The organism is Chryseobacterium sp. CH25 (genome assembly GCF_004119455.1).
In the GTDB taxonomy this organism is placed as follows: Bacteria; Bacteroidota; Bacteroidia; order Flavobacteriales; family Weeksellaceae; genus Chryseobacterium.
Genome location: NZ_NRQT01000002.1, coordinates 347,074 through 373,727 on the forward strand (window position 1 = coordinate 347,074; position 26,654 = coordinate 373,727).

Here is a 26,654-nt window from a genome sequence, read left to right on the forward strand (position 1 = left end):
AGTTTTGTGGAAAAATGCGTACAAAGTCTGTAGGTAGAATTTTTATTTTTCGGAGTAAGTTAGTCTCATGAAAATCCCATCTGATAAACGACTGGGATGCTATATTAATGCTTACAATTCCTTTAAGATTCTAAATACATTTTTTGATATGAAAACAAGTTTATTTTTCATTGCTTTTTTGACAGGGTTGAATGGTTTGAAGGTGAATGCCCAAGTAGGGGTAAATACATCTAATCCTACCAGTAGTCTTACTGTTAATGGTTCTTTTGCTGCAACGTATAAAACAGTTTCTGCAAGTGGAACTGTAGGAGCAGATGATTACTACACCGCATATAATTCAGTAAGTAATGGAACTTTAACTTTGCCAGCAGCAGCTAGTGGAGCAGGTAATTTTGCCGGTAGAACCTATCATTTTAAAAATACAGGAACGGGAAATCTTATTATTGCAGCCAATGGAGCAGAGTTAATTGATACCCAAAGCGGAACAGGGGTTGCTAATATTACAATTCCAGCAGGATATTATGCATTTTTGGTAAGTAAGGGTACAACAGCAGGAGAAACTTGGGAGCTGGTATTATTTTCAAGCTCGAACAGTATGCCTTCAGTAAATCAAACTTATCTTTTTTCTTCTGCGCAGCAAAATGCATTTAAACAGACTTGTCCGGCTACTACAGGACCGGCATGGCAGAATGAAGAGATAAAATATAATCAGGGTATGGCCATTAATACAGGAAATGCATTTGATTTGCAGTCAGGAAGGTTTAAAGCACCTACAGATGGGTTTTATATGATCTATGGTTCTGCACAGTTTGATAATTCTGAGATTTCCGGACAGCCGGGTTTTGCCTGGTGTGTATTGTACCTTGTAAAAAACTTTTCAACTACTCCCAATAATCAGCTTGTACAGAACTTTCATACTAATCCGGGAGTTTTTGCCTCTGGTATTGTTTCAGCGGTTGTTCATTTAAATAAGGATGAAACGGTAAGTATGGCTTCAGCGGCGAGATTAAGTAATGCCGGACCTCAGTACCAGGTAACAGCCACTTCTATTTATGGTTATAAAATAGCCAACTAACAGATCATTTTTATAAAAGTAAGCCTTGACAATCTGTTAAGGCTTTTATCATGTCCAATTAATTTTTTACGATATGAAAAAACTAACCATTGTATTATTCATGGGGATGACTCATTTTGCCTTTGCACAAATTGGAGTGAATACCCCGAATCCTCAAGCCATGTTTCATATGGATGGAAATAAAAATAATGAAACCTCAGGACCTATAAGTCCGGCCAATCAGACAGATGATGTAGTAATGACATCTAACGGGTATATTGGAATTGGAAATAACAACCCGGTAAGGAGCCTGGATATTAAAACTAACGGAACTTCAGTAACTCCTGTACCTGGAATAAAAATAGCAGATGGGGCACAAAACGATAACTATGTATTGACTTCTGATGTTGATGGCAATGGACAGTGGAAACCCGCAAAATTAACTGTCATAAGAGGAGTAAACGGTGCCGGAATAAATATTTCTTTTATGGAGACAGCTACTACATCTAAATACACAGGATCTTATATAGATTTACCACCCGGTAAATGGTTAGTGACAGTACAACAGCTTATTATTCCGACTGGTCCTGCTTTGACAAGTGATCAATGGATGTGGCTGAGAACCAGTTTTTCTGATGATCCGAATGCTGTGCCTGGAGATATTGCAACTTATTCCACAGATCTTAGCTCTCCAAGTATGGTGAGCGGGTTGATACAAGGGCCTACTTCAGCTAAAACCAGATTTTCTATGCTGCAGGGAAGTCTGGTTATCAATAATTCTTCAGGAGCTGTAAAAAGATATAAATATATTGCCGGAAGTAATGTGGTGGAAGGAGCGCAGACATCAGCTACTTATTTTGATAGATTCAGCAGTGGGCTTTTTGGTGAAAATGTTATTTATGCAATGCCTACAAATTAAAGATTATTAAGGTTTGGGTAAAAATAGGTCAGGCTGTTATGGTTTGAATTCTCAATTTACCCCATGGAATGTGAATTTCTCTGAAAAGTTTTTATATATTTAGCGACCGAATAATTCATTCAATGAGCAACGAAAAAAATACAGGACAAAACGAGACTTTAGTTAGAGGATTAACAAATCGACATATACAATTAATCGCCCTTGGAGGTGCCATAGGAACAGGATTATTTCTGGGAATCGGGCCGGCAGCAGTATTGGCTGGACCCTCAGTAATTTTAGGGTATGCCTTAGCCGGAATTATTGCCTTTTTTATCATGCGTCAGCTTGGTGAATGGTAGTTCAGGAGCCAGTATCGGGAAGTTTTAGTCACTTTGCATATAAATATTGGGGAAATTTTCCAGGATTTGCCTCAGGGTGGAACTACTGGATTCTTTATATTCTTGTAAGTATGGCCGAACTTACAGCCATTGGTCATTATATCCATTTCTGGTGGCCGGAAATACCGCTTTGGGTATCCAGTTTATTCTTTTTTGTAGTCATTACAGCACTTAATCTTGCCTCTGTAAAAGTGTATGGTGAAACCGAATTCTGGTTTTCCATCATTAAAGTAATCGCTATTATTGCAATGATTGTTTTCGGAGTTTATCTTTTGATAAGTGGAACAGGAGGAGAAAAAGCTACAGTTACCAACTTATGGAATGATGGCGGCTTCTTTCCAAAAGGATTATTCAATAAAACTGAAACTGGATTTTCCGGATTATTTGCAGCCATGGCCATGATTATGTTCTCTTTCGGGGGATTGGAATTAATTGGAATTACCGCTGCTGAAGCTAAAAACCCAGAAAAAACAATTCCACAGGCAACTAATCAGGTAATCTATAGAATCTTGATTTTCTATGTTGGAGCTTTAGTAATCTTATTCTCTTTAAGCCCATGGAGAGAAATTACAGAAGGGTCAAGCCCGTTTGTAATGGTATTCCAAAATTTAAATGGATTGGAATTCAGTCTTTTAGGAAAGGTTATTCAGTTCAATGCTTTGATTGCAAATGTTCTGAATCTTATTGTATTAACCGCTGCTCTGTCTGTATATAACAGTAGTGTTTACAGTAACAGCCGTATGCTTTTCGGATTGGCTCAACAGGGGAATGCACCTAAATTTCTGAAGAAACTGAACAAAAATTCAGTTCCCATCAATGCGATCCTTGTTTCTTCATGCTTTGCGGGAATCTGTATTATCATTAATAAGCTGGTGCCGGAAAAAGCATTTCAGTATCTGATGGCCCTGGTAGTTTCTACTTTGATTATCAACTGGTTGATGATTTGCTATACCCACTTGAAATTTAAAAAATCAATTACTAAAGAAGGAATTCAATCGAAATTTCCATCTATATTTTATCCGATTTCCAATTATATCTGTATTGTATTTTTAGTGCTTATTTTAGGATTGATGAGCATTACAGGAATGGAAATTCAGGTGATTCTGATTCCGGTCTGGATAGGATTTTTATTTGTCATGTATAAATTATATAAACCGAATTAACAGGTTTTAAATACAATAAAAAATATGGTTTTTGGAAACTTTTTAGCGGTACAAAAACCATATTTTATTTTTAAAAAGTACCATTGATGAAACACATATTTTGTCTTCTGTTTATGTATTTGTTTACAGTTTCAGTCAACGCTCAGAAGCAGGATTTTACTATTTATATTGAGACTTCTGATATCAAAAATTTTTGGGTTGCTTATGATGAAGTTTTGAAGATGAATAATCAGGACGAAAAGATATCTGCATTTCAAAAGCTGTATGTTGATAAAGGAAGTCTGGGATTGAATGATTTTATCAAGTCCAGAAACTTTACTGCTGAACAATGGATAGAGTCTTTTGAATCAAAACCAAATTTCTGGAATTCTATCAGAATCAAAACAGAACATATTCAAAAGGATTTTAAAAATATAGAGCATCTTTACCAAAATTTTACTCGATTGTATGAAGGCTTTTCTCCTCCAAAGATCTATTTCACGATGGGAAATCTTAAAGGAGGCGGAACAGTAATTAATGGAAACCTCATCATTGGTTCGGAACTTGCTGCTTCCGATAAAACAGTGGATTATTCCGAGCTGTCCAAAAATTATCAAGACAGGATGAAGATTAATTCAGGAATTACCTTTCTTACGGCTCATGAACTAGTGCATACTCAGCAAAATTTAAGAGGTGCCAAAACAAATTTATTAGGTTTTTGCTTAAAAGAAGGCTCTGCAGATTTTATAGCTGAACTGCTAACCGGGAAAAAAGTGGAAGCGCCTTATATTGAATATGGAATGAAGCATCAGGGTTCTTTGTGGAATAATTTTCAAAAAGAAATGAATGGTGAAGACTTTCAAAACTGGTTATCCAATACTGCTACCATAAAAGATATGCCGGCAGATCTTGGGTATTTCATAGGATATATTATTACCAAAAAATTCTATGAAAGATCAAAAGATAAAAAATCTGCGGTCAGCACCATCATAAATCTGGATTTCAGCAATACAAAAGACACAGAGAACTTTTTAAAACAGTCAGAATATAAAACCGATATAAAATAGCCTGTTTTTTCTTACATTAGTAATGAATTATATTCTGAGAAGATTGAAGATATCAAAATCATTTCAGAACGAAATTTTGTGATATGCAGGCTAATTTTAGTGAGATACAAAAGATTATCGACCATATTGAAATTAATTTTGATAGAGAAGTCACTGCTCATGAGATAGAATCCATGTCTCATTATTCTTATCGTAATTTCCAGCGTATTTTTTTCAAACTTTTTAATGAAACGATTTCCGGGTTTCAAAAGCGTCTGCGTCTTGAAAATGCCTATAAAAAATTGATCTATACAGAAGATAGCCTCTCTGAAATAGCTTGGCAGGTAGGGTATTTCAATATTCAATCCTTTTCAAAAGCATTTAAAAAACAATATTCCATTGCTCCGGCTGAAGCAAGAAAACAGAAACAGCATATTTTTAAAGAATTTCTTGAAAACCATAATACAGATCTGAAAATTGAGATTAAATATAAAGATGCAGTAACTGTTTATTGTAAATTTATTAAAGCTAAAGATTATAATAATCAGGAAATTGATGCATTATGGAAAGAAATTGAACCGGATGCGGAGATCTTTGAAACGGCTTATGGAATTATCCGTGACCAGCCTTTAATTACCAGCCATTCGCATTGCAGATATGGTGCAGCGGTAAGGTCTGATGAATCGATAACAGGACTTATGAAAAGTGAAATTTTTGGTGGAAAATATGCCAGATTTACCCATTATGGTCCTTATGGAAATATTTTGGAAACCTATCGTTCATTCTATCAATCCTGGCTTTCCGGGAAAAAGTTTTTGTTGGATAACTCTGATGTTGTTGAAGAATATGAAGAACCAGAGGTTACTCATATTTATTTTCCTTTGTATGGCTAAGATGTCCTTTTAGGACAAGAATTGCTTTTTTGAGTCTTTAATTTTGCATCAGTAAATAACCACAGCGGAATTTAAAGTGTAAAACTTTAAAAGACAAAAAATGATAAAAAAAAATATATTTCTCCTGATCTTATTGCTTCCTTTTTGTAGTAAAGCACAAATCTCTGTTCAGGCTTATGCAGGAAATAAAGAAACAGAAGTGTTGGGAATCTATGATAAAGATTTCGGAAACAAATGGAATTATTTTGCCTCAGGAACTATTGGTTACGATTATAATTTGAAAAATGTAAACCCTGAACTCTATCAGAATATTAACTATGGAATTGGAAAGAATCTGGGTGTTTCTGCAGGAGTTCATATTTCAGATAAAGATATTATGCCCTCTGTAGGGTTGGCTTATGGAAAAGGAAATGAGGTGTTTGGAATTAATGTATTTCCAGCACTTACTTACTCTACGGATGCAAAAGAGCTTGGTTTAGGATTATATACTTTATTGGAATACACTCCAAAGATTAATGAGCGGTTTAATTTTTACAGCATGCTGATTGTAGAATCTGATTTTAGTTTTAAAGAACATCAGGCTAGCAGCCAGGTCATTCGTCTGGGACTGGAGAACAGAAAGAAAATGCAGTTCGGAATAGGAAGTAATATTTCTCAAACCGGAAGCAGTTATGAAACTGATATTAATTTCGGAGTATTTATTGGAAAGAAATTTTAACGATATGAACAAATTATTCACACTTACATTTATATTAGGTTTTATGTATACTATGGGACAAACCTATCATTTCCCTGAAGAATCTTCGCTTCATGAAGGAACCTGGCTACAGTGGCCTCACCATTACCAACACGGTACCACTTACCGCCAAAGAGTAGAACAAACCTGGATTGATATGACCAAAGGATTGCAGACAGGAGAAAAAGTTCACATCATAGCTTACAATGCAGATGAGAAAAAGAGAATCATCAAACTTTTAGAAGAAAATAAAGTTCCGATGAAGAATGTGGATTTCAGAATTTACCCAACGGATGATGTATGGATCAGAGATAACGGACCCATCTTCGTAAAAGATAACAAAGGAAATGTCCTGATTGAAGATTGGGGATTCAACGGATGGGGTGAAAAGTTTGATTTTGAAAATTGTGATGAAATTCCACAACGTATAGGACAAGACTTGGGCATAAAAGTTATTGATCTGAATGAAGAAATGGTTAATGAAGGCGGATCCGTGGAAACAGACGGACATGGAGTACTGATGGCTTGTAAAAGTTCTGTTATCAGTCAGAAAAAAGATGCTACCAGAAATAAAGGAATCACTCAAGAGGAAGCAGAAGAAATGTTTGAAACCTATTATGGAGTGTCCAAAGTGATATGGCTGGACGGTGTTACCGGATTAGATGTCACAGATATGCATATTGACGGTTTCATGAAGTTTGTAAACTCTACGACCATGATTACAATGAATGAAGATGATCTGCTAGAGTTGGGACTTTCAGATAAAGATATCAATACATTGTACACAGCTTCCAATGTTGATGGTAAAGAATATAAGAAAGTTTATCTGCCGGCTACCAAAAATAAAGTGAAAACCGCTTATGGAAAACAGTTGGATGAAAAAGGTTCTTATGTTAATTATTATGTTGCCAACACTGTGGTCTTAGTTCCTAATTATGGTGATCCTAATGACCAGATCGCGAATCAGATTATTCAAAAACAGTATCCTGGCAGAAAAGTAATAGGAATAGATGTAAGAAACTTATATGAAAACGGAGGAATGGTACATTGTGTTACTCAACAGCAGCCTGCAGGAAGTTTAAAGAAATAAAACAATTTTATAAAAGGTATTATGATACGATCATTAAGTTTGATGTATCATAATACTTTTTTTTGTAAATGTTTAAAAGTTAATCTCAATATTTGTATTAATTCTTAGATCATTTTCTTCATTGTCTGCATAATGATTTATATGATGTTTAGTGGTTAAATATTTTATTTTTCGTAAATTAGTGACAAGGTATTATTCAAAAACAGGTGAAATTTTTTATTTGTTTTTGAAATTCCGGCGGACAAGCCGAACACCGTACACAAAGTAGGCATACCTAAAAAACACTCCTATGGCTAATTTATTTCAAACACTTACCAACACAGTTAAACATTGGTATATTCCATTGATCTTTGGGATTTTATTTCTGATCTGTGGCTTTTATGTATTTAGTGTCCCACTGGCAACATATGTAACATTGTCTATCTTTTTCAGTGTTTCATTCCTGTTCTCGGGGATTACGGAAATATTCTTTTCTATTCAGAATAGTAAATCTCTTCAGGGTTGGGGCTGGTTTCTCGTAAGCGGGCTTCTGACTACAGCAATTGGAGTCTATCTGATCGCTTATCCACAGATTTCAATGTCTATTCTTCCGTTTGTGGTAGGATTTACCCTTTTATTTCGCTCTTTTCAGTTACTAGGCTTCGCTTTTGATCTGAAAAGCATGAAAATTATGAGTTGGGGAAATGTAGCGTTGGCAAGTGTAGGAGGAATTATTTTTTCTTTATTACTGATCTTTAATCCAATATTTACAGGGATTTCTTTGGTAACATTAACAGGTGTTTCCTTTATTTTTATGGGAATAGCTTCTATTATGCTGGCCTTGGATCTTAGAAAAGTTAAAAAGATTCCTGGAAAAGTAAGTCAGGAACTTAGAGATAAAATCAAATCTATACAGGATGAGATTGATGATCTTAAGAAGTAATCAAATTATTCTATATAAAAAGATCTCCAATGGAGGTCTTTTTTGTTTTAGTTAAGACCCATCAAGGTTTTAAAACTTGACAAGGGTACTTTTTCTTCAAAATATTTTATCAAAGCAATCTTTGTTATTCTTAATATGTAGGAATAATAAATAAGAGTTATATAGCTGTCTAATTAAACATAAAGTAAAAATCAAAGGTTGGACAAACTTATTTTCATTTAATATTCTAATATATGGTAATTTTACCCAATATAGTTACGACAAAAAATAATTAATTATGGAAGGTGAAGTGAATTTAAAGAATATCCTGAAAAATTTAAATCCATTATTGAATGAAGGAAAATATGTGTATTGTACCGTTGATAATATTGATAATATTCCTTTTTCTAAAATATTGTTTCTTTTTAAAGAGACAGAAAGTATAACAGTTGTCCTGAAAAAAGAAGATGCAGAAGCTTTAAATTTAGACTTCAGTTATGTAGCTTCTTGGATCACTTTGGAAGTTCATTCCTCATTGGCTGCTGTTGGTTTAACGGCAAAATTTTCACAAGCTTTGAGTGAAGCTGGGATTAGCTGTAATGTTGTGGCTGCCTATTTTCATGACCATATTTTTGTAGATGAAAAAGATGAGGCGAAAGCTATTGAAGTATTGAATGGGCTTAGAGGGTAGAACTGTTGGTTACCTATGAGATTGCTATACACCTCTAAAATAAGTGAGGCTTTGAAAATAAGAAGATAAATATATTAGTAAACCTATATACAAACTAGATTCGATTCTAAGGTTTGCAGGAAAGAAAATATGATTAAATAAAATGGCATTTATAACATTACTAATAGGATTAGTCCTTATTTGCTTTAAATTAAGTTCTAAAGAAAATGTCTTTAATGTGAAAAGAGATGATGATTCTGTGTATGATAAAATGCTTTATTATAGAGGATGGGTTGTTGCTATTTTATTAATCGTGATTTCTTTGGCAGCTCTTTTTAAGAATGCTATGGATTTTTATTAAATGAAAATATTTATAATCAATATTAGCAAGCTAATGAGCAATTAAAATAAAATCCAACTCGAAAATGAGCTGGATTTTATTTTATTATGATTTTTTATTTCAATTCCATAAAAAACAAAAACCACTCTTAAAAGAGTGGTTTTGTAGACTCACAGGGATTCGAACCCCAGATGACTGAACCAAAATCAGTAGTGTTACCGCTACACCATGAGTCTGTTTGTTTTAGTGGTGCAAATTTACAGCTTTTTTCTTTAGATGCAAGAACTTTTTGATTTTTTTTTTAAATTTACTGTAGAATTTATTTACGGAAAACATGCTGATAGACTTCAATAATCTCAATATTAATCAATTATCCTTCAATTCTGAGTTTGAAAAAAAAGTTGAAAATTTTCTAGAAGAGTGGAATTCTGAAGGAGAAACAGTCAACGTACAGACTTCCGGCTCCACAGGCGTTCCTAAGATTTTTGGGATTGAAAAAAAGAAAATGATTAATTCTGCAGTCATGACCTGCAACTTTTTAGGCCTAAGAGAAGATGATACTGCATTATTATGCCTGCCTGTAGAATACATTTCAGGTAAAATGATGGTCGTTCGCTCTATGGAAAGGAAGCTTAGATTAATAGTGAGTGAACCATCGTTACATCCTGTTGAACACCTGGATCAGGAGGTAGATTTTTGTGCGATGACTCCGCTTCAGGTAGAAAATTCATTAGATAAGCTACATTTAATTAAAAATCTGATTATTGGAGGAGCTGCTGTCTCTGAAAGTCTGAAAAATAAAATTCTTCAGATGAATCTGGATCGCTCAAACCGTATTTTTGAAACCTACGGAATGTCTGAAACACTTTCCCATATTGGACTAAAACAATTGATGCCTGAATCGGAAGACTATTTCACTGTTTTTGAAAATGTTTCCATTTCTCTGGATGAAAGAGGTTGCCTTACCATCTTTGCTCCTAATGTGAATGCTGATGTGTTGGTAACGAATGATTTAGTTGAAATTAAAAATAATAAACAGTTTAAATTCCTAGGACGAATAGATAATGTAATTAATTCTGGCGGAGCGAAAATTTTTCCGGAAGCATTGGAAGCATTAGTAAAAAAAGAAATTCCAAATGAAGCTATCTTTGCTGGATTATCTGATGAAAGTCTGGGGCAGAAATTGATTTTAATTATTGAAGGAAATCAATCTGATGATGTCATTCAGAAAATTTCAGCAATTTCTTTTGAAAAGAATTTTCACAAACCAAAAGAAATCATTTTTATCGGGAAAATTCCAAGAACTCCAAATGGAAAGGTTAGTAGATTGGAACTATATAAGTTGATAAACGAAAATATTTAATTCTAACATCGGAATCTAAACTCTAAAATTTTAAAATAATGAAAGACTTTTCAAAAGAACTGAGTTTCAAAACTTCCCGTAGCAGTGGAGCAGGAGGGCAGAACGTCAATAAAGTGGAGACTTCAGTAACTGTACTTTGGAAAGTAATAGCTTCTGAATTTTTTAATGATGATGAAAAAATACTAATTCAGGAAAAACTTAAAAACAGAATCAACGCAGATGGCTTTTTATTTCTTACAGTTTCTGAAAGCAGAACCCAGCTGATGAATAAAAATAAAACCATCGAAAAAATAACGGAGATTGTAAATAAAGCACTTATTGTTCCTAAAAAAAGAACGGCTACAAAACCTTCCAGAGCGCAAAAACAAAAAAGATTGGACAGTAAAAAGAAGCTTTCCGATAAAAAAGAAAACAGGAGATTTAAATTTTAGTTGCCACTTTCACGGAAAGCCCTATTTTTGCCGGAAATTTTTCAAAAATGATAAAAAACTAATGCTATTGGGAGCTATTTCGACTTCTTTATTTTCTTTTGCCCAAAAAATTTCATTTGTCCCTTCCGTAGGATATGCGTGGAGAGTAGCTGAAACACCTTCAGGACTTTCAAAGCAGGAAAAAGATTATATCAAAGGATTAAAAAGCGGACTTCATTTTGATCTTTCAGCTTATTATCACATCAATAAGGTGGGAATCGGACTAAAATTTTCGAATTACAGCGCATCAAGCAATGGAATGATCACTGTAAATAATTCTCAAAGAGGTACCATCTACGTACCTATAAGTACAACAGATAATATTACCTTTATTGGAACTTCTATCATGTATTCCAATTATAGCGAGCCAACAAAACATAAATTGTTTGTTGATGGCTCATTAGGGATTATTTCCTATAGCACAAAAACCGGTAATGTAAAAGGAACCGGATCCAGTCTGGGATTGGATGCTGGTTTTGGGTATCAATATGCACTATCTGACCATATTTTTATAGGACCTAAACTAAGTATGACAGCGGGAACATTAACCAAAATGAAAATTAATGGAACAACAATGGAGCTGGGTGATGCAAAAGAAGGTTTAACCAGAGTTTCTTTAAGTGGAGTTGCTACATTCCATTTTTAAGTTCTATCTTTGTTAGAATTAACAACAACATAATAATGACAGCAACCATATTTTTATCAGCAGAGCGTAAGCAAGCAGGATTGTTGCTGTCATTATTATATCTACATACTGATTCTTTTCTGAAAAGTTCCAAGGACTTTATCAATTAAGCCCTGTCAGGATCCAAGACAGGGAATTATTCCAGATTTTTATTTATTATTTTTTGCGGTTTTCTATAGAAGAAGGCAGATTTTTGCCTGGATTCTACATTGGATCGTTCGGGAAATATTGCACTTTAATCTTAAAAATTGAAAAAAATGTCCAATCATATTACGGTAACCACAGGAATTTATGATGCTATAAAAGATACACTCAGAAGAAAAAAAGTAAGCATCGGGGAAGAGAAAAGATTAACTGAAGAATTAAGAAAAGCAAAGCAGGTGCTGAGAAGAGATCTGCCTGAAGATATTGTAACAGTTAACAGGAAAGTAACTTTAAAAGATCATACACTGGATGTTGAACACGAATATATTTTTGTGCCTTCTACCAGAGAAAAACTTAAAAAGAATAAACATTCCATCCTTTCCAATATTGCTTTGGCTGTAGTTGGATACAAAGTGGGAGATATTATTGAGTGGCCTTTCAGAGAAGGGGAAAGAAAAATTGAAATTGTAAAAGTGGAAGCCTGGGAAGGCTAAAACTTTGTCATATAGGGTTGAATTTACGAAGAAAACGTAGTCCATTTTTGGGCTGCGTTTTCTGTTTTCTAAAGAATAGGAATAAAAGTTGGAAACGCAAAGGCGCAAGATTTTTTACATATATGATGTTTTAAGACGCAAAGATTTTATCTGCGATAAAATTGTATACCGCTGAATATTCGCACGAATGCACGAATGATTATATTTTCCCTTACATTCTATGTCTTTATGTAGTTTTAAAAATCCTAAATCATACAAACTCATAAAATATAATATCCAATATTTTAGAATCAATAAATAAATTCGTGCATTCGTGGCAAAAAATTAGGGTATTGTCTGCTGAAGATCTTATATTGAGCGAAGTCGAAATATTCTTGCGCCTTAAAAATATGCTCAATTCTAATCAAAATCCTTTGCGTCTTTGCGTTTATCCAACAAATTTGACTAACTAAAAAACTATAAATTCAATCTACCTATTAACAAATGATAAAAAAGCATCCTGATAGGAGACTTTCTTCAAGTGCTTGGGCTGCATTCCGTTTTTAAGTTTTATCTTTGCAAAAATTATAAAAATGAGCAAACCGATAACTGAATTCATAGAAAAGTACTACCTGCACTTCAACGCAGCTGCATTGGTGGATGCTTCTAAAGGATATGTTGCACATCTTAAAGATGGCGGAAAAATGATGATTACTTTGGCAGGAGCAATGTCTACTGCTGAATTAGGAAAGATTCTTGCAGAAATGATCCGTCAGGGGAAAGTAGATTTTATCTCTTGTACAGGAGCTAACCTTGAAGAAGATTTAATGAACCTTGTAGCACACTCTCACTATGAAAGAGTTCCTCATTACAGAGATCTAACTGCTCAGGATGAGTGGGATCTTTTAGAAAGAGGTCTGAACAGAGTTACAGATACTTGTATCCCTGAAGAAGAGGCTTTCAGAAGATTACAGAAACACATCGTGGAAATCTGGAAAGATGCAGAAGCTAAAGGAGAAAGATATTTCCCTCACGAATATATGTACAAAATGATCCTTTCAGGAGTATTGGAGCAGTACTATGAAATTCCTAGAGAAAACTCTTGGATGATCGCAGCTGCTGAAGCAAACTTACCAATCGTAGTTCCGGGATGGGAAGATTCTACAATGGGTAACATCTTTGCTTCTTACTGTATCAAAGGAGAGCTTAAAGCTACTACAATGAAATCAGGTATCGAATACATGACTTACCTTGCAGATTGGTATACTAAAAACTCAGCAGGAAAAGGAGTTGGATTCTTCCAGATTGGTGGAGGTATCGCAGGAGATTTCCCTATCTGTGTAGTACCAATGTTGTATCAGGATATGGAAATGCATGACATTCCTTTCTGGTCTTATTTCTGCCAGATTTCTGATTCTACTACTTCTTACGGTTCTTATTCTGGAGCGGTTCCAAATGAGAAAATCACTTGGGGTAAATTAGATATTACTACACCGAAATTTATCGTTGAAAGTGATGCAACAATCTGTGCACCACTAATGTTCTCTTATATTCTTGAGAATGCTTAAGAAATAAACTCTTTACGAGATTATAATATAGCGCTTCCATTTTGGGAGCGCTTTTTTATTTTTGTGCTTTAATATTTTTAGACCTCTCGCAGATTTTGCAGATGACGCAGATTCTTTATAGAGAGTATAGAATGTTGGAAATCGCAAAGGTGCAAATTCTTTTTGTATGCATAATTTTTTAAGGCGCAAAGATTTTATCTGCGATAAAATTTTATACTGTTGAATATTGCCATGAATGCATGAATAAATAATTTGTATCCCGCTCAAAAAAACTATGTTCCTATGTGGTTCAAAAAAATAGGAGTACAGTTTGCTGAAGATCTTTGATCTTCTTGCGCCTTAAAATATGTATAATACCAATTAAAAAGCTTTGCGCCTTTGCGATTCCCAACAAATCTAAATCTGCGAGCCAATATTTAAGCATCATTGGAATCTGTGAAAATCTGTGTTATCTGAAGGAAAATAAAAATCAATCCAAAGAATTAACCAGCACAAAATAACGGTACGCCAGAATTCCTTTTTCAACTTTTGTCAGCTTGTTCGGGTCCTTATTACTGAGCTTCGGAAGAACCTTTTTATTGATTACATTCAGTAAACGGAAAAATGATTTTTTCATATCTTTATCTTTTAATGAAACATCATTGAGGCTCTAAGAGTTCAAAAATGATGCAAAAACGAAACATTCTTTTTTAGATATGGACGAAATTTTCAAACAACAGGTATACGAAGTAGCTAGACTTATCCCAAAGGGAAGGGTTTCTACATATGGTGCTATTGCGAAAGCAGTGGGGTATCCTAACCATTCTCGTCACGTAGGAAAAGCAATGGGTGGTTGCCCTGAAGATGTTCCTGCACACCGCGTTATTTCCAGTTCAGGGACATTATCTGTTCCGGAGTTCCAGAAGAAATTAGAAGCAGAAGGAATTACCGTAGAAAATCTAAGAATAAAAGGATTTAAAAAACTGTTCTGGGACCCAATGAATGAATTATAGTAAATTTATTATTAAACATTCATCTCAAAATAAATTCGTGCATTCGTGGCAAAAAAATAAGTGTCTTTTTAAAACGCAAAGTTTCTATTTTGATACTGCATAATTTAGAGAGAGCAAAGGTGGAATCAATTTCATTGATTCTTACGAAGCGTACGCATACCCACAAAGCTTCATCAGTGACGGAGTCAGTATTCTTAGCTTCCTAAAATAAAGCATTAAAATAGTTGCTCTTTGCGTCAAAAAAATGTTCATCTAAAAATAATTCGAGCATTCGTGGCAAAAAAATAAGTGTCTTTTTAAAACGCAAAGTTTCTATTTTGGTATTGCATAATTTAGAGAGAGCAAAGGTGGAATCAATTTCATTGATTCTTACGAAGCGTAAGCATAGCCATAAAGCTTCATCAGCTACCAAGTCGCAAAATCTTAGCCTCCTAAAGTGTAAGATTTTTACCATTAAAGCTTTGCGTTAAAATAATCTCCCACAGATTACACAGATGCAATCAATGCGAGAATTATATTTGTGGCATTTGTGAAATTATTTGTGCTATTCGTGTTTAAAGAAAGTGATTTTGTATCAAGAAAAAAATCAATACTAAATAAAAAAATATCACTCATACCATTAATATAATATGAGTGATGTAAATATTTTTACAATAAAACTGTATTATTATTTCTTTGCTCTTGTTGCAGGACTTTGAGAACCTTTTAATTCCTCTTTTAGCCTTTCATTCTCCTCCTTTAATAAAGCAATATAGCCTTGTAGATTCTCAATAACAGAACCTGGAATATTATCATAATTATTCTGATTAGTGATTACCCCTGCAGAAGAGGATCTGTCATTAAATACAGGATGGTCATTATTAACAATTACAGAAGCTGCTTCGTCTTCATAAATATCTTCAATCGGTACTTCTAAGAAACGGGCAAGTTTGTCCCATTCATCCTGAATGATTCTTACATCACCGCTTTCTTTTCTGCTATAGTTAGATACATCCGTAGCAATGTAATCAGCTACCTGCTGCTGAGTATATCCTTTTTGTTTTCTGATGAGACGTAATTTTTCTTTTTGCATGACCAACATTTTATACAAAAATGGCAAAAAAGCACAATGTGTACAATAGAAAACTGAAAAAATACTGATGAAGCTTCACTATTGAGAGAATATAAACCACAACAGTCACAAAAGCTTTATGATGATCACTTAAGTAAGTTCAAAATAATACGGTAAAAAATTTTATATCAAAAGAAAATCGTAGATTTTCAAAAACTTAAGTGCACTTCTCGACAGAATAATATTTACTTCATAAAACTTAAGTGTTTAAACTCTTTTGTGACTAAAAAAATGTACAATAAGCTATTTCATAATAGCTTTAATGTTGGATGAACGCTAAGGCGCAAAGGAGTTCTATCAATATTATGTATATTTTAAGGTGCAAGAAGATCAAAGATTTTCAGCGGTATACAATTTTATCGTAGATAAAATCCTTGCGCCTTAAAACATCGTACATGTAAAATAATTTGCGTCTTTGCGTTTCCAACCTTTAAAACAAAAAAAGACTGCTTCATTCGAAACAGTCTTCTGTAATTTATTTTTCAAGTTGCTTATAGCTTCTCTGTATAAAATCTGTAAGGTCTTTTCCTTTCAGTAAATTCTGAGATAGCTTAGCAAGATCTAAAGCGTATTTAATTAGACTTTCTTTCTCTTCAGTATTCTCAGTTTTTAAGATCTGATTAGAAAGTTCACTGTTGGAGTTCACAACCAGGTTGTACATTTCTGGGAAACCACCCATTCCAAACATACCGCCACCGCCAGTTGCCTGCATTTCTTTCATTCGTCTCATGAATTCAGGCTGGGTAATGGTAAATGGAGCATCAGTGCTGTCAAGATCTTCAAGTTGAACGGTGAATTTAGAATCCTGGATTGCTTCTTCTACATTCTTTTTCAAAGACTCTTTTTCAGTTTCGTTTAGTTTTGAAATAACGGGTTCATCTTTTTTGATAAGATTGTTGATGTGATCAGCATCTACTCTTGCGAAGGATACATTTTCTTTCGTAGTTTCCAGTTTCTGGATAACGTGTGAAATAATTGGAGAGTCTAATAACAGAACTTCATATCCTTTATCTTTTGCAGATTGAATATAGCTGTGTTGCTCATCAGCATTGGTTGCGTAAAGAACTACCAACTTATTATCCTTATCGGTTTGTGTAGGAGTAATCTTCTCTACCAATTCATTCCAAAGGAAGTATTTTCCGTCTGTTGTTGGATATAAAGTGAATTTGTCAGCTTTCTCTGCGAATTTTTCTTCTGTAACCACTCCGTATTCAATTACGACTTTAATGTCATTCCATTTTTGTTCGTAGTCTTCACGGTTTTCATTGATTAAAGAAGCCATTTTATCGGCTACTTTTTTCGTGATGTAAGAAGAAATTTTCTTTACAGCACCATCTGCCTGAAGATAAGAACGGGATACGTTTAATGGAATATCGGGAGAATCAATTACTCCTCTCAGAAGCATTAAGAAATCAGGAACGATACCTTTTACTTCATCGGTTACGAATACCTGATTCTGATATAGCTGGATTTTATCCTTATCAATATTTAAGTTGTTGCTTAATTTCGGGAAGAATAAAACTCCTGTAAGGTTGAAAGGATAATCTACATTCAGGTGAATATGGAATAAAGGTTCTTCAAACTGCATTGGATACAATTCGTGGTAGAACTTCATATAATCCTCATTAGTCAAATCACTTGGAGCGATGGTCCATGCTGGAGTGGGGTTGTTGATGATATTGTCTACTTCCTCAGTTTCTGCAACAGCATCTTCCGGAGCGTCTTCCGGTAAAGGAAGTGTATGTGTTTTTGTTCCGAATTTTATTGGAACAGGCATGAATTTATTATATTTCAATAACAGTTCACGGATTTTTGCTTCTTCTAAAAATTCTACAGAATCTTCTGCAATGTGAAGAATGATTTCCGTTCCTCTATCTGTTTTATCAGTAGTTTCTTCAAGTGTAAATTCAGGGCTTCCGTCACAGATCCATCTTACAGCTGGTTCATCTTTGTATGATTTGGTAAGAATTTCTACTTTTTCAGCTACCATGAAAGCAGAATAGAACCCAAGACCGAAGTGTCCGATAATTCCTGAATCCTTTGCAGTATCTTTATATTTTTCTAAAAACTCTTCGGCTCCGGAGAAAGCAACCTGGTTGATATATTTTTCAACCTCTTCACCGGTCATACCAATTCCTTGGTCGATGATGCGTAATGTTTTTTGCTCCTTATCAATTTTAACCTCAAGTTTCGGATTTCCATATTCTACTTTTGCTTCACCAATACTTGTAAGGTGTTTTAGCTTTAAAGTAGCATCCGTTGCATTAGAAATCAACTCTCTTAAGAATATTTCGTGGTCACTGTAAAGAAACTTTTTAATAAGTGGGAAAATATTTTCCACCGATACATTAATATTTCCTTTCGTCATAATATTTTAGATTTTTTAATTTTCAAATCTTTCTCAAAAAAATACCATGAAGAAGAAAGTGACAGAATGACATTTTTTCGATAGTTATAAATGGGGAATTATGTGAATTTGTCAAAGAAATACCCTATTTTTAATCCTTAAAAATTTTTTAAAAATGAAGATGAAATGTACAGTTTTTCTTCTGCTCATGATGGCGTGTTGCCTGTATGGACAGAAGAAGCCTTTAGACCATTCTGTTTATGACAGCTGGCAAAATCTAGGCATGAGAAAAATCTCAAATGACGGAAAATGGATCGCCTATTCTGTAGATCCTCAGGAAGGTAATTCTAACCTTTTTTTATATTCCGTTAAAAATAAAACTTCAAAGACATTTGCAAGAGGAACCAAAGTAGATTTTACGAATGATTCCCGATTTGCTGTTTTCCAAATCCGTCCACAGTATAAAGATATAAAAGCAGTGAAGGATAAAAAGCTTAAAAAAAATAAGCTTACAAAAGACAGTCTTGCCATTGTTGATATTTTGAATGGTCAAACGGAGAAAATTCCTAATGTAAAAATATTTAAAATCCCTGAAAAAGCGGGTTCTTACGCTGCTTATCTTTTGGAAGATGTAAAAGATAAGTCTTCGGATAAAGAGGATGGTGATGAAAATAAAGAGGAAGATAAAAACGTAAAACCGTTACAATTGGTAGTACGAAATCTTTTGGATGGAAAAAGCACGACCTATGATAATGTAATCCGTTATGAGTTCAGTAAAAATGGAAAACAACTTGCTTTTGTAACCAAAAAACCGGAAGAAAAAAAGGATAAGAAAGAAGGGAAAGATTCAGAAGATGAAAAATCTGCGGATAAAAAAGATACTGACAAATCTAAACCTAAAAAATACGCTCTTGAAACGGTACAGGTAGTAGACTTGCAAAAAGGAACTGTTTCTAAAATTTCTGAAATGGAAGGTGATTTTTCACAATTGTCTTTTGATGAAGAAGGAAGTCAATTGGCCTATGTGGGGACTTCTTCTGCACAGAATGACTTGGTAAAGCTGTACAACTTATATTACTTTAATTTTAAAGGAAATAAACAGGAAGTAATTACCAATCAAAATACTCAAATGAAAAAAGATTGGGTGGTTTCTGAGAACCGTTTGCCATTATTTAGTAAGAATGGAAAACAATTGTATTTCGGGGTCGCTCCAAAACCTATTGCAAAAGATACTGCAATGATTGCTAACGACCATGCAGTAGTTGATATCTGGAATTATAGAGATGATTATTTACAAACGGTACAGTTAAAAGAGCTGAAAAATGATCTGAAAAAATCTTACGCTGCAGTAATGCAAACTGAAAAACCAGATTTCTTTAGAAATATTGATGGTGAAGATTTAGATACTTTAAGAGTAGTAAACCAGGGAAATGCTGAATTTGCATTGGGAGTTACGAGTTTGAATAACCGTATTTCTTCGCAATGGGAAGGTTCAACAAAGAAGACTTATTTCACGATTGATAATAAAACGGGAGAAAGAACAGAGATCATTAAAAATCTGGATGGTTCAGTGGCTGTATCTCCATTAGGAAAATTCGTTGTCATTTTTGATAGTGAAAAAGGACAATGGTTTAGCTATAACGTTAAAACGAAACAAACGCTGCCACTTACTAACGGACTACCAGTTTCTTTTGTAGATGAAGAATTTGATATGCCGGATTTCCCAAGCCCTTACGGACTGGCTTCATGGACAGATAATGATGAGTCTGTTATTATCAGAGACCGTTATGACCTTTGGGAATTCTTTCTGAACGGATCAAAAAAGCCAAGAAATATAACGAATGGATATGGACGTAAAAATAAAATAACATTCGATACTTACGAATTAGATAAAGATATTAAAAGCTTAAACCGAAAATCTTCTATTTACTTATCTGCATTTGATAATGAATCTAAGGCCAACGGAATTTTTAAAACATCTATTCAGTCAAATGTTGATCCTATAAAAATTCAAATAGAAAATGTTTGGGGATACCGCAGTCTTCAAAAAGCAAAGAATGCTGAAGAATATATTCTAGTAAAAGAATCATATACAGATTCACCGAATATTTTCACCACATCAGATTTCTCAAAACAGGAAAAGCTGAGCAATACTAATCCGCAGCAGTCCATTTATAATTGGGGAACAGACGAATTAGTACATTGGGCAACACCAAAAGGAAATACGTCTACAGGAGTTTTATTCAAACCGGAAAATTTCGATCCGAATAAAAAATATCCTATGATCGTATACTTCTACGAAAAACTTTCTGATAATCTGAACCGTTATGTTGCTCCTTCACCAACACCTTCAAGATTAAATATTTCTTATTTCGTAAGCAACGGATATCTGGTTTTTACTCCTGATATCTCTTATGTAGATGGCTTCCCGGGAGAATCTGCAATGGAATACATTAATTCCGGAGTTGAAAAATTAAAGCAGAATTCGTGGGTAGATGGTACTAAGATCGGAATTCAGGGACAAAGTTGGGGCGGTTATCAGGTAGCTTATCTTATTGCTCATACTGATATGTACGCTGCAGCATGGAGTGGAGCTCCTGTTGTGAACATGACTTCTGCATATGGGGGAATCAGATGGGGTTCCGGAATGAACAGACAGTTCCAGTATGAAAAATCACAGAGTAGATTAGGAAAGAATTTATGGGACGCACCGGATCTTTATATTAAAAATTCACCACTTTTTGCTATTGACAAGGTGAAAACTCCGGTAGCTATTATGAGTAACGATCAGGATGGAGCAGTGCCATGGTATCAGGGAATCGAAATGTTTACCGCATTACGACGTCTTGGAAAACCAGCATGGCTTCTGAATTACAATGGTGACGATCATAACCTTATTAAACGCCAGAACAGAAAAGATATTCAAATTCGCGAGCAGCAGTTTTTTGATTATTATCTGAAAGGCGCCAAAGCTCCGGTTTGGATGACAAAAGGGATTCCGGCCACCCAAAAAGGAAAAGATTGGGGATTTGAGTTAACAGATGATAAACCTTAAGATATAAAACTCGGCGGAGCCAAAGGCTCCGCCGAGTTTTTGTTTTAAAATATCTCACAAAAGATAAACTGACACAATGGCATTTTTTTTATGATGGGTCTATTGCGAGCTTTTATTATATTTACCGCCAATTTTAACAACAATATGGGAATCTTTGATTTTTTTAAGAAGAAAGACAACAGACAGGAAAATGTCAGTGCTCCGGTTCATCAACAGGAAATGCCGGTGGAGGAAATAATAGTAGAAGAGGAAGTGGTAGAAGTAATACCGGAAACAGTATTGGAGACACCATTACAACCATTACCTGTTGAGGATAAAAAGGTGAATGAATTATATGAAAAGATCAAGATTTATAGTGATTATGTCGTGTATTCTATTGCGCTTCAATTGAGAGGAGACTTTGCTCCTATTTCAGCATTTGAAAACGAAAACGGAGAGGTAGAAGGGTTTGCTTATATGGTTACAGATCCTACTTATGGACTTTCTCCGCAGGTAGTATTGAGTAACATGAAAGAGAAGTTTGAAAATGAGCTGAAAGAAGGGAAAATAAAGTCGTATGCTATTCTTTATCATTCTCAGTTCAATGATGATGGTAATCATGCACTGGCCGTAAATCCGGAAGAGTTAAAAGCTATTACGCTTTCTTACCATTTTAATGATTCTGAAGAAGGTAATATTGCTTTGCCTTATGCTTTCGAAAATGAAAATGTTACTTTCAAAGGTTTTGCAGAGTTTTCTCCTGAAGAAAACAATGAGATTATGAATACTCAGTTAGTAGACGGGAAAGATTATTTTACAAACAGAGAGGAGATTAAAAGTCCGGAGAGTACAAATGAAGCAGGAATTATTATGAAGAAATCAAATGTTCATTCTCTTGCCAATATGTGGGGAGGGATTTTTGGTTTTCAGAAATTTCAGTCTCAACAAAAGTTTTCACAATATTTAATGGAAACTATAGCTTTATGTAAAGCAGATGATATTGCTGCTGATGAAAAAGCTAAGCATACAGAATTTAAGGATATAACATTCAAAACAATTATTTCTGATGATTTTAATACGATTTATCCGGAAGTAAAAACTGATTTTTCGCTTGATTTTGAAACCAAAGAAATTCGTGAATGGGTAAATGTAGAGAACAATGAAGCTATTGTAGGAGGTATGGCTAGAGATACTTTCGGACTTTGGTTTTTCCCTACGGATTATGCAGCGAATAAAAATAGATATCAAACACAGAATAAACTGAATATTAATATCAGTGGAATTATCTTCGTGCTAGACCTTCATCAAAGCTTTGATTTACCGGATGGTACTAAAACTGATGAAGAATTTACGGCATACAAGCCAAGCCAGGATCTTCCTGATTACGGATGTATTGACTTTATCGGTAAGGTGCTTGAAGTTAAAGAGTCTGAATTACTGCCAGACGGAAGTGTGAAAGGATTCATCCTTAAGTTAAGGCTGATTACGAATCCGGAAGTTGAAAACTTCTTTGTAGTTGATGCTTTTGTAAGTAATGAAAACATGAGATTTGCAGCCCTTGGAGTAGGGATGCAGGTTGCCGGAGCAATGCAGCTACAGGGAAGAATTATAGGATAATAAAATATTTGTATAAACAAAAAAAGCGGTCTGAATATTCAGACCGCTTTTTTGTTTATTATTTGTTTTTCAATTCCTCTTTGATCTTGTTTTCCAATTCTTCGGCAAGTTCAGGATTGTCTTTTAAAACATCTTTTACAGCATCACGACCTTGTCCTAATTTAGACTCTTCATAGCTGAACCAAGAACCGCTTTTCTTTACAATTCCCATATCAACAGCAGTATCAAGAATTTCACCTACTTTAGAAACACCTTCACCGTACATAATGTCGAATTCTGCCTGTTTGAAAGGTGGAGCTACTTTGTTTTTTACAATCTTCACTTTCACACGGCTTCCGATAGCTTCGTCACCTTGCTTGATTGGTGCACTTGCTTTTCTGATATCAATTCTTACAGAAGCATAGAATTTAAGAGCGTTACCACCGGTAGTTGTTTCTGGGTTACCAAACATTACACCGATTTTTTCTCTTAACTGGTTAATGAAAATTACAGTACACTTCGTTCTTGAAATAGTAGCTGTAAGCTTTCTTAATGCCTGAGACATCAATCTTGCATGAAGACCCATTTTAGAATCTCCCATTTCTCCTTCAATCTCTGCTTTTGGAGTAAGAGCAGCAACAGAGTCAATAACAACAATGTCAATCGCTCCTGAACGGATTAAGTTATCCGCAATTTCTAATGCCTGCTCTCCGTTATCTGGCTGAGAAATGATAAGGTTTTCCAAATCGATTCCCAGTTTAGCAGCATACGTTCTGTCGAAAGCGTGCTCGGCATCAATAAATGCAGCAATACCACCAGCTTTTTGAGCTTCAGCAATCGCGTGAAGTGTTAATGTTGTTTTACCTGAAGATTCAGGTCCATATATTTCAATGATTCTTCCTTTTGGATATCCTCCTATACCTAATGCGATATCTAATCCTAAAGATCCGGAAGGAATAACTTCTACTGTATTGTCTATAGACTCATCACCTAAAGTCATTACTGTTCCCTTTCCGTATGTTTTATCTAGCTTGTCAAGCACTAGTGCAAGTGCTTTTTTCTTATCATCAATGTTACTCATCTCTATTAAAATAATTTCTCAAAAATACATAATTTATAGATCAAAAACTAATATTATTTATCCCTGAAAACGGTTTTTAGAGTTAAAAAATGATAAAATATTAAGAGTGATGTTATTCATAACGAAGCAGATGCATAATGTAGTGTATAATATATTTTAAACTCCATTTTTTTCTGTAGGATGAGTGGTGTTAATCTTTGTTGATCAACAAAATCGGAAGTTTGTTGGAAACTGCAAAGGCGAAAAATTCTTTTATGCATGATGTTTTTAAGGCGCAAGGATTTTATCTGCGATAAAATTGTATAACGTAGAAAATTGCCCGGGATGCATGAGTAATTTTATTTTCCCCTAATCTATATATCTATGTGGTTTAAAAAAATTGAACCACATAGATACATAGAATACAAGATTCAGTATTTTAGCGTCAATAAATGAAATTTGTGCATTCCTGGTAAAGAAATATAACAAATTTTCAACCAGAGAATTAATGGAAATTTGAATTTTTGGTGATATTCAGATAATCTTTTAAGACCTTCATCTGATCCTTGTTTCCTCTTTTTATCCTTGAATCCCGACTTACAAGACGATCATAAATTTTATTGAACAATATTTTTGATTTTGGAAATAACATTTTGTTAGAAACTTCTGGAATTTGTAGTCTTTTGCATACTTCATCATCCAGCAGAAACCAGGTGCAGCAAATGTGCAGATATCTCAGGTTTTTTCGTTGAAATTCAAATTTTAAAATTGGATTTTCCAATGATTCATCTAATAACGAATGGGCAAGAAGAACAGAATCTTTATCAGATGGTGGCTGAATGGATGTCCATAAATAAAAATATTCCGTGGCCTGTTTTTTATCATCAGGAAGAAGTTGTTCTGGGATTCCCAGAAGATATCCTACATATTTCCACAGGTGAAAAATTCCCTGTTCTTCTTCAATAGAAAAAGTATTTCCTAATTTTTGAAGACTGTGAAGAAAGACCAGACTGAAACCAATGTAAGTAGCCATCATATCCCATGAATTGATAGGCTCACCCCAGTTTTCGGTATCCCATTCTTTGTAATGTTTTTTGATGGAAAGTCTTGCATAGGAATGAATCAAGCGAGTCTTTATAGCAAATTCATATCCTTTAGCATGAATCTCCAATGCATTGTATCGGGTGGCATTTACCCAGAAATCCAATGTTTCCGAAAGACGTTTTACGGCTCCTTTTTTCAAAGCTTCAGTAACAATGAGTGGTTTGTTGAGGTAAGCATAATCATATCCTCCGATCAGGCAATAATCTCTCAAAGAAATTAAAGAATCAAGGTTGCTTCTCATACAGAGTTCAGCACCGCTTTTTAACAAACTATAATCCAGCCAATCAGGAATTTTCTGGGTTTGGGTGAACAATTTTTTTACACTTTCAGGAACATCATCATTTTCAGAAACCCCATTTCGGATATAACCTTCAATTTCTTTTGAGGCTTCATGAAATTTTTTCGTAAAATAAACTTCTTTTACAACAGCATCTCCCATTTCATCCACATGATAAAAGAAAGGAGCATATTTCTCAAATGCTTCAAAATTCACTTTAGCATCTGAAAACTTAATAAGTTGCTTTCCATTACCGTTTTCCCAAAAGTTTCTGAAATGCGGAGCATCTTTAAATCGGGGTTGTATCATTGTTCATTCCTTAGGTATATAAAAGTACAAGTTTTATGCTGAAGTTTTGTGGTGAGATTTGTCAGGATTATAGCCAATATTTTTGAATTAATAATCTGTGACTTTAGATAATTAAAATACCACAAAAGGGTAATTTTTTTGTATCTGTAAAAGTTTAAACTTTGTTATTAACTAATAACTATGGAAACTCTATTTAAGATATCCAGTCTTATTTGATAGGCTTCCTAATTTTCTTTTTTGTATTCCGAAGAAATCAACCTTAAAACTAAATATTATGAAAACAAAAATTTTATTACTATTTCTGCTTGGATGGGTGGAGATAGTGTTGGGACAAGAAAATCAAATTAAAAAAAAATGTGTGGTTACTATACCCCACTATGATGTTATTACAGAAGCAAAAAATGCAGATGATACATTGAAAGTAAAAGGATTTATAGGAGATGAATTTAAAGAAAACTGCAAGATAGTTACTCCTGATTTTGTCTATACTAATACAACTTGGGGGTGGAGGCAAGTTTCGTTAGTTACGGTTCCTATTAAAATCAGACCAAATATTTCAGGCGCGGACTCTGGATTAGATAATGTAGGGGTTAATTTTGACTTTATTTATTATGAACGGGATAGATATTTTGCTACGGGAGGGAACTCTACGCATAGGTTTGGAGCTGGGATGATGCTAGCTCCACTAGTTCAAGAATTGACGAGTGACAACACCACTAGTAAATCAGAGAAAGGTAAACAATTTTTTCTTTCAACTGGTTTAGCTTTAAGTTATTCTTATAATAAAATATTGTTTACACTAGTTCCTTTTGGCTTTGATTTTGGCTTTAATAAGAATGGAAAAGATTGGGTTAATAATGGGAAATATTGGTGGGGGTTCGGAATTGGTGCGGATTTAAAGATCTTAGAAAAGGTATTAGATTGATCATTATACTATTATTTATCAAAACTAA

Annotated in this window: 23 protein-coding genes, 1 tRNA gene and 1 pseudogene; 19 read left to right on the forward strand and 6 right to left on the reverse strand. The window is 34.3% G+C overall.

Annotated elements, in window-relative coordinates:
- Positions 1-148 precede the first annotated feature (148 nt).
- From BOQ64_RS06970 to BOQ64_RS24490, 10 genes and pseudogenes are all read left to right on the forward strand, one after another.
- Positions 149-1,075: a hypothetical protein gene (locus BOQ64_RS06970; RefSeq protein ID WP_129054495.1), complete on the forward strand. Its 927-nt coding sequence runs from the start codon at positions 149-151 to the stop codon at positions 1,073-1,075.
- Positions 1,076-1,148: 73 nt separating this feature from the next.
- Positions 1,149-1,973 (forward strand): hypothetical protein, encoded by an 825-nt coding sequence (locus BOQ64_RS06975; protein WP_129054497.1) that lies wholly within the window; start codon positions 1,149-1,151, stop codon positions 1,971-1,973.
- A gap of 122 nt (positions 1,974-2,095) precedes the next feature.
- A pseudogene (locus BOQ64_RS06980) lies at positions 2,096-3,513 on the forward strand (amino acid permease).
- Between the two features lie 86 nt (positions 3,514-3,599).
- Entirely contained in the window at positions 3,600-4,559 is a 960-nt protein-coding gene (locus tag BOQ64_RS06985; protein ID WP_129054499.1) for a DUF2268 domain-containing putative Zn-dependent protease, read from the forward strand.
- Positions 4,560-4,642: 83 nt separating this feature from the next.
- A complete protein-coding gene (locus tag BOQ64_RS06990) occupies positions 4,643-5,431 on the forward strand; it encodes a GyrI-like domain-containing protein (RefSeq protein ID WP_129054501.1) in 789 nt (262 codons plus the stop codon).
- Between the two features lie 100 nt (positions 5,432-5,531).
- A complete protein-coding gene (locus BOQ64_RS06995) occupies positions 5,532-6,149 on the forward strand; it encodes a hypothetical protein (RefSeq protein WP_129054503.1) in 618 nt (205 codons plus the stop codon).
- Positions 6,150-6,153: 4 nt separating this feature from the next.
- Positions 6,154-7,257 (forward strand): agmatine/peptidylarginine deiminase, encoded by a 1,104-nt coding sequence (locus BOQ64_RS07000; protein WP_129054505.1) that lies wholly within the window; start codon positions 6,154-6,156, stop codon positions 7,255-7,257.
- Between the two features lie 289 nt (positions 7,258-7,546).
- On the forward strand, positions 7,547-8,179 hold the full coding sequence (locus BOQ64_RS07005) for an HdeD family acid-resistance protein (RefSeq protein ID WP_066696771.1): 633 nt from the start codon (positions 7,547-7,549) through the stop codon (positions 8,177-8,179).
- Positions 8,180-8,456: 277 nt separating this feature from the next.
- Positions 8,457-8,849, forward strand: a complete 393-nt coding sequence (locus tag BOQ64_RS07010) for an ACT domain-containing protein (RefSeq protein ID WP_129054507.1) — start codon at positions 8,457-8,459, stop codon at positions 8,847-8,849.
- A gap of 217 nt (positions 8,850-9,066) precedes the next feature.
- Positions 9,067-9,189, forward strand: coding sequence for a hypothetical protein (locus BOQ64_RS24490; RefSeq protein ID WP_262708739.1), 123 nt, complete (start codon positions 9,067-9,069; stop codon positions 9,187-9,189).
- Between the two features lie 144 nt (positions 9,190-9,333).
- Here BOQ64_RS24490 and BOQ64_RS07020 read toward each other — a convergent pair.
- Positions 9,334-9,404, reverse strand: a tRNA-Gln gene (locus BOQ64_RS07020).
- A 98-nt stretch (positions 9,405-9,502) separates the two neighbouring features.
- Here BOQ64_RS07020 and BOQ64_RS07025 point away from each other — a divergent pair.
- The 5 genes from BOQ64_RS07025 (at position 9,503) to BOQ64_RS07045 (ending at position 13,871) form a co-directional block, all read left to right on the forward strand.
- Entirely contained in the window at positions 9,503-10,531 is a 1,029-nt protein-coding gene (locus BOQ64_RS07025) for an AMP-binding protein (protein WP_129054510.1), read from the forward strand.
- A gap of 38 nt (positions 10,532-10,569) precedes the next feature.
- On the forward strand, positions 10,570-10,962 hold the full coding sequence (gene arfB, locus BOQ64_RS07030) for an alternative ribosome rescue aminoacyl-tRNA hydrolase ArfB (protein WP_129054512.1): 393 nt from the start codon (positions 10,570-10,572) through the stop codon (positions 10,960-10,962).
- Between the two features lie 67 nt (positions 10,963-11,029).
- Positions 11,030-11,647 (forward strand): hypothetical protein, encoded by a 618-nt coding sequence (locus BOQ64_RS07035; protein WP_129054514.1) that lies wholly within the window; start codon positions 11,030-11,032, stop codon positions 11,645-11,647.
- 296 nt (positions 11,648-11,943) lie between these two features.
- Complete coding sequence (locus tag BOQ64_RS07040; RefSeq protein ID WP_129054516.1) at positions 11,944-12,324, forward strand: GreA/GreB family elongation factor; 381 nt, start codon at positions 11,944-11,946, stop codon at positions 12,322-12,324.
- Positions 12,325-12,896: 572 nt separating this feature from the next.
- Entirely contained in the window at positions 12,897-13,871 is a 975-nt protein-coding gene (locus BOQ64_RS07045) for a deoxyhypusine synthase family protein (protein WP_129054518.1), read from the forward strand.
- A 469-nt stretch (positions 13,872-14,340) separates the two neighbouring features.
- Here BOQ64_RS07045 and BOQ64_RS23050 read toward each other — a convergent pair whose 3' ends face one another.
- A complete protein-coding gene (locus BOQ64_RS23050) occupies positions 14,341-14,487 on the reverse strand; it encodes a hypothetical protein (protein ID WP_164975772.1) in 147 nt (48 codons plus the stop codon).
- Positions 14,488-14,566: 79 nt separating this feature from the next.
- Here BOQ64_RS23050 and BOQ64_RS07050 point away from each other — a divergent pair, with 79 nt between their 5' ends.
- Positions 14,567-14,863, forward strand: a complete 297-nt coding sequence (locus tag BOQ64_RS07050) for an MGMT family protein (protein ID WP_068944649.1) — start codon at positions 14,567-14,569, stop codon at positions 14,861-14,863.
- 667 nt (positions 14,864-15,530) lie between these two features.
- Here the strand turns inward: BOQ64_RS07050 and BOQ64_RS07055 are convergent.
- Together BOQ64_RS07055 and htpG are read right to left on the reverse strand one after the other, a co-directional pair.
- Positions 15,531-15,935, reverse strand: a complete 405-nt coding sequence (locus BOQ64_RS07055; protein WP_129054520.1) for a helix-turn-helix transcriptional regulator — start codon at positions 15,933-15,935, stop codon at positions 15,531-15,533.
- A 514-nt stretch (positions 15,936-16,449) separates the two neighbouring features.
- Positions 16,450-18,342, reverse strand: a complete 1,893-nt coding sequence (htpG, locus tag BOQ64_RS07060) for a molecular chaperone HtpG (RefSeq protein WP_129054522.1) — start codon at positions 18,340-18,342, stop codon at positions 16,450-16,452.
- Positions 18,343-18,496: 154 nt separating this feature from the next.
- Between htpG and BOQ64_RS07065 the strand changes: the two genes are divergently transcribed.
- Positions 18,497-21,376: an alpha/beta hydrolase family protein gene (locus tag BOQ64_RS07065; protein ID WP_129054524.1), complete on the forward strand. Its 2,880-nt coding sequence runs from the start codon at positions 18,497-18,499 to the stop codon at positions 21,374-21,376.
- Positions 21,377-21,520: 144 nt separating this feature from the next.
- Positions 21,521-22,972, forward strand: a complete 1,452-nt coding sequence (locus tag BOQ64_RS07070; RefSeq protein ID WP_129054526.1) for a hypothetical protein — start codon at positions 21,521-21,523, stop codon at positions 22,970-22,972.
- Positions 22,973-23,030: 58 nt separating this feature from the next.
- On the opposite strand, the gene recA is transcribed toward BOQ64_RS07070, so the two are convergent.
- Both recA and BOQ64_RS07080 read right to left on the reverse strand, forming a co-directional pair.
- Entirely contained in the window at positions 23,031-24,032 is a 1,002-nt protein-coding gene (gene recA / locus BOQ64_RS07075; RefSeq protein WP_068944644.1) for a recombinase RecA, read from the reverse strand.
- A gap of 484 nt (positions 24,033-24,516) precedes the next feature.
- Entirely contained in the window at positions 24,517-25,701 is a 1,185-nt protein-coding gene (locus tag BOQ64_RS07080) for an oxygenase MpaB family protein (RefSeq protein WP_129054528.1), read from the reverse strand.
- A 274-nt stretch (positions 25,702-25,975) separates the two neighbouring features.
- Between BOQ64_RS07080 and BOQ64_RS07085 the strand changes: the two genes are divergently transcribed.
- Positions 25,976-26,626, forward strand: coding sequence for a hypothetical protein (locus tag BOQ64_RS07085; RefSeq protein ID WP_129054530.1), 651 nt, complete (start codon positions 25,976-25,978; stop codon positions 26,624-26,626).
- Positions 26,627-26,654: the final 28 nt, after the last annotated feature.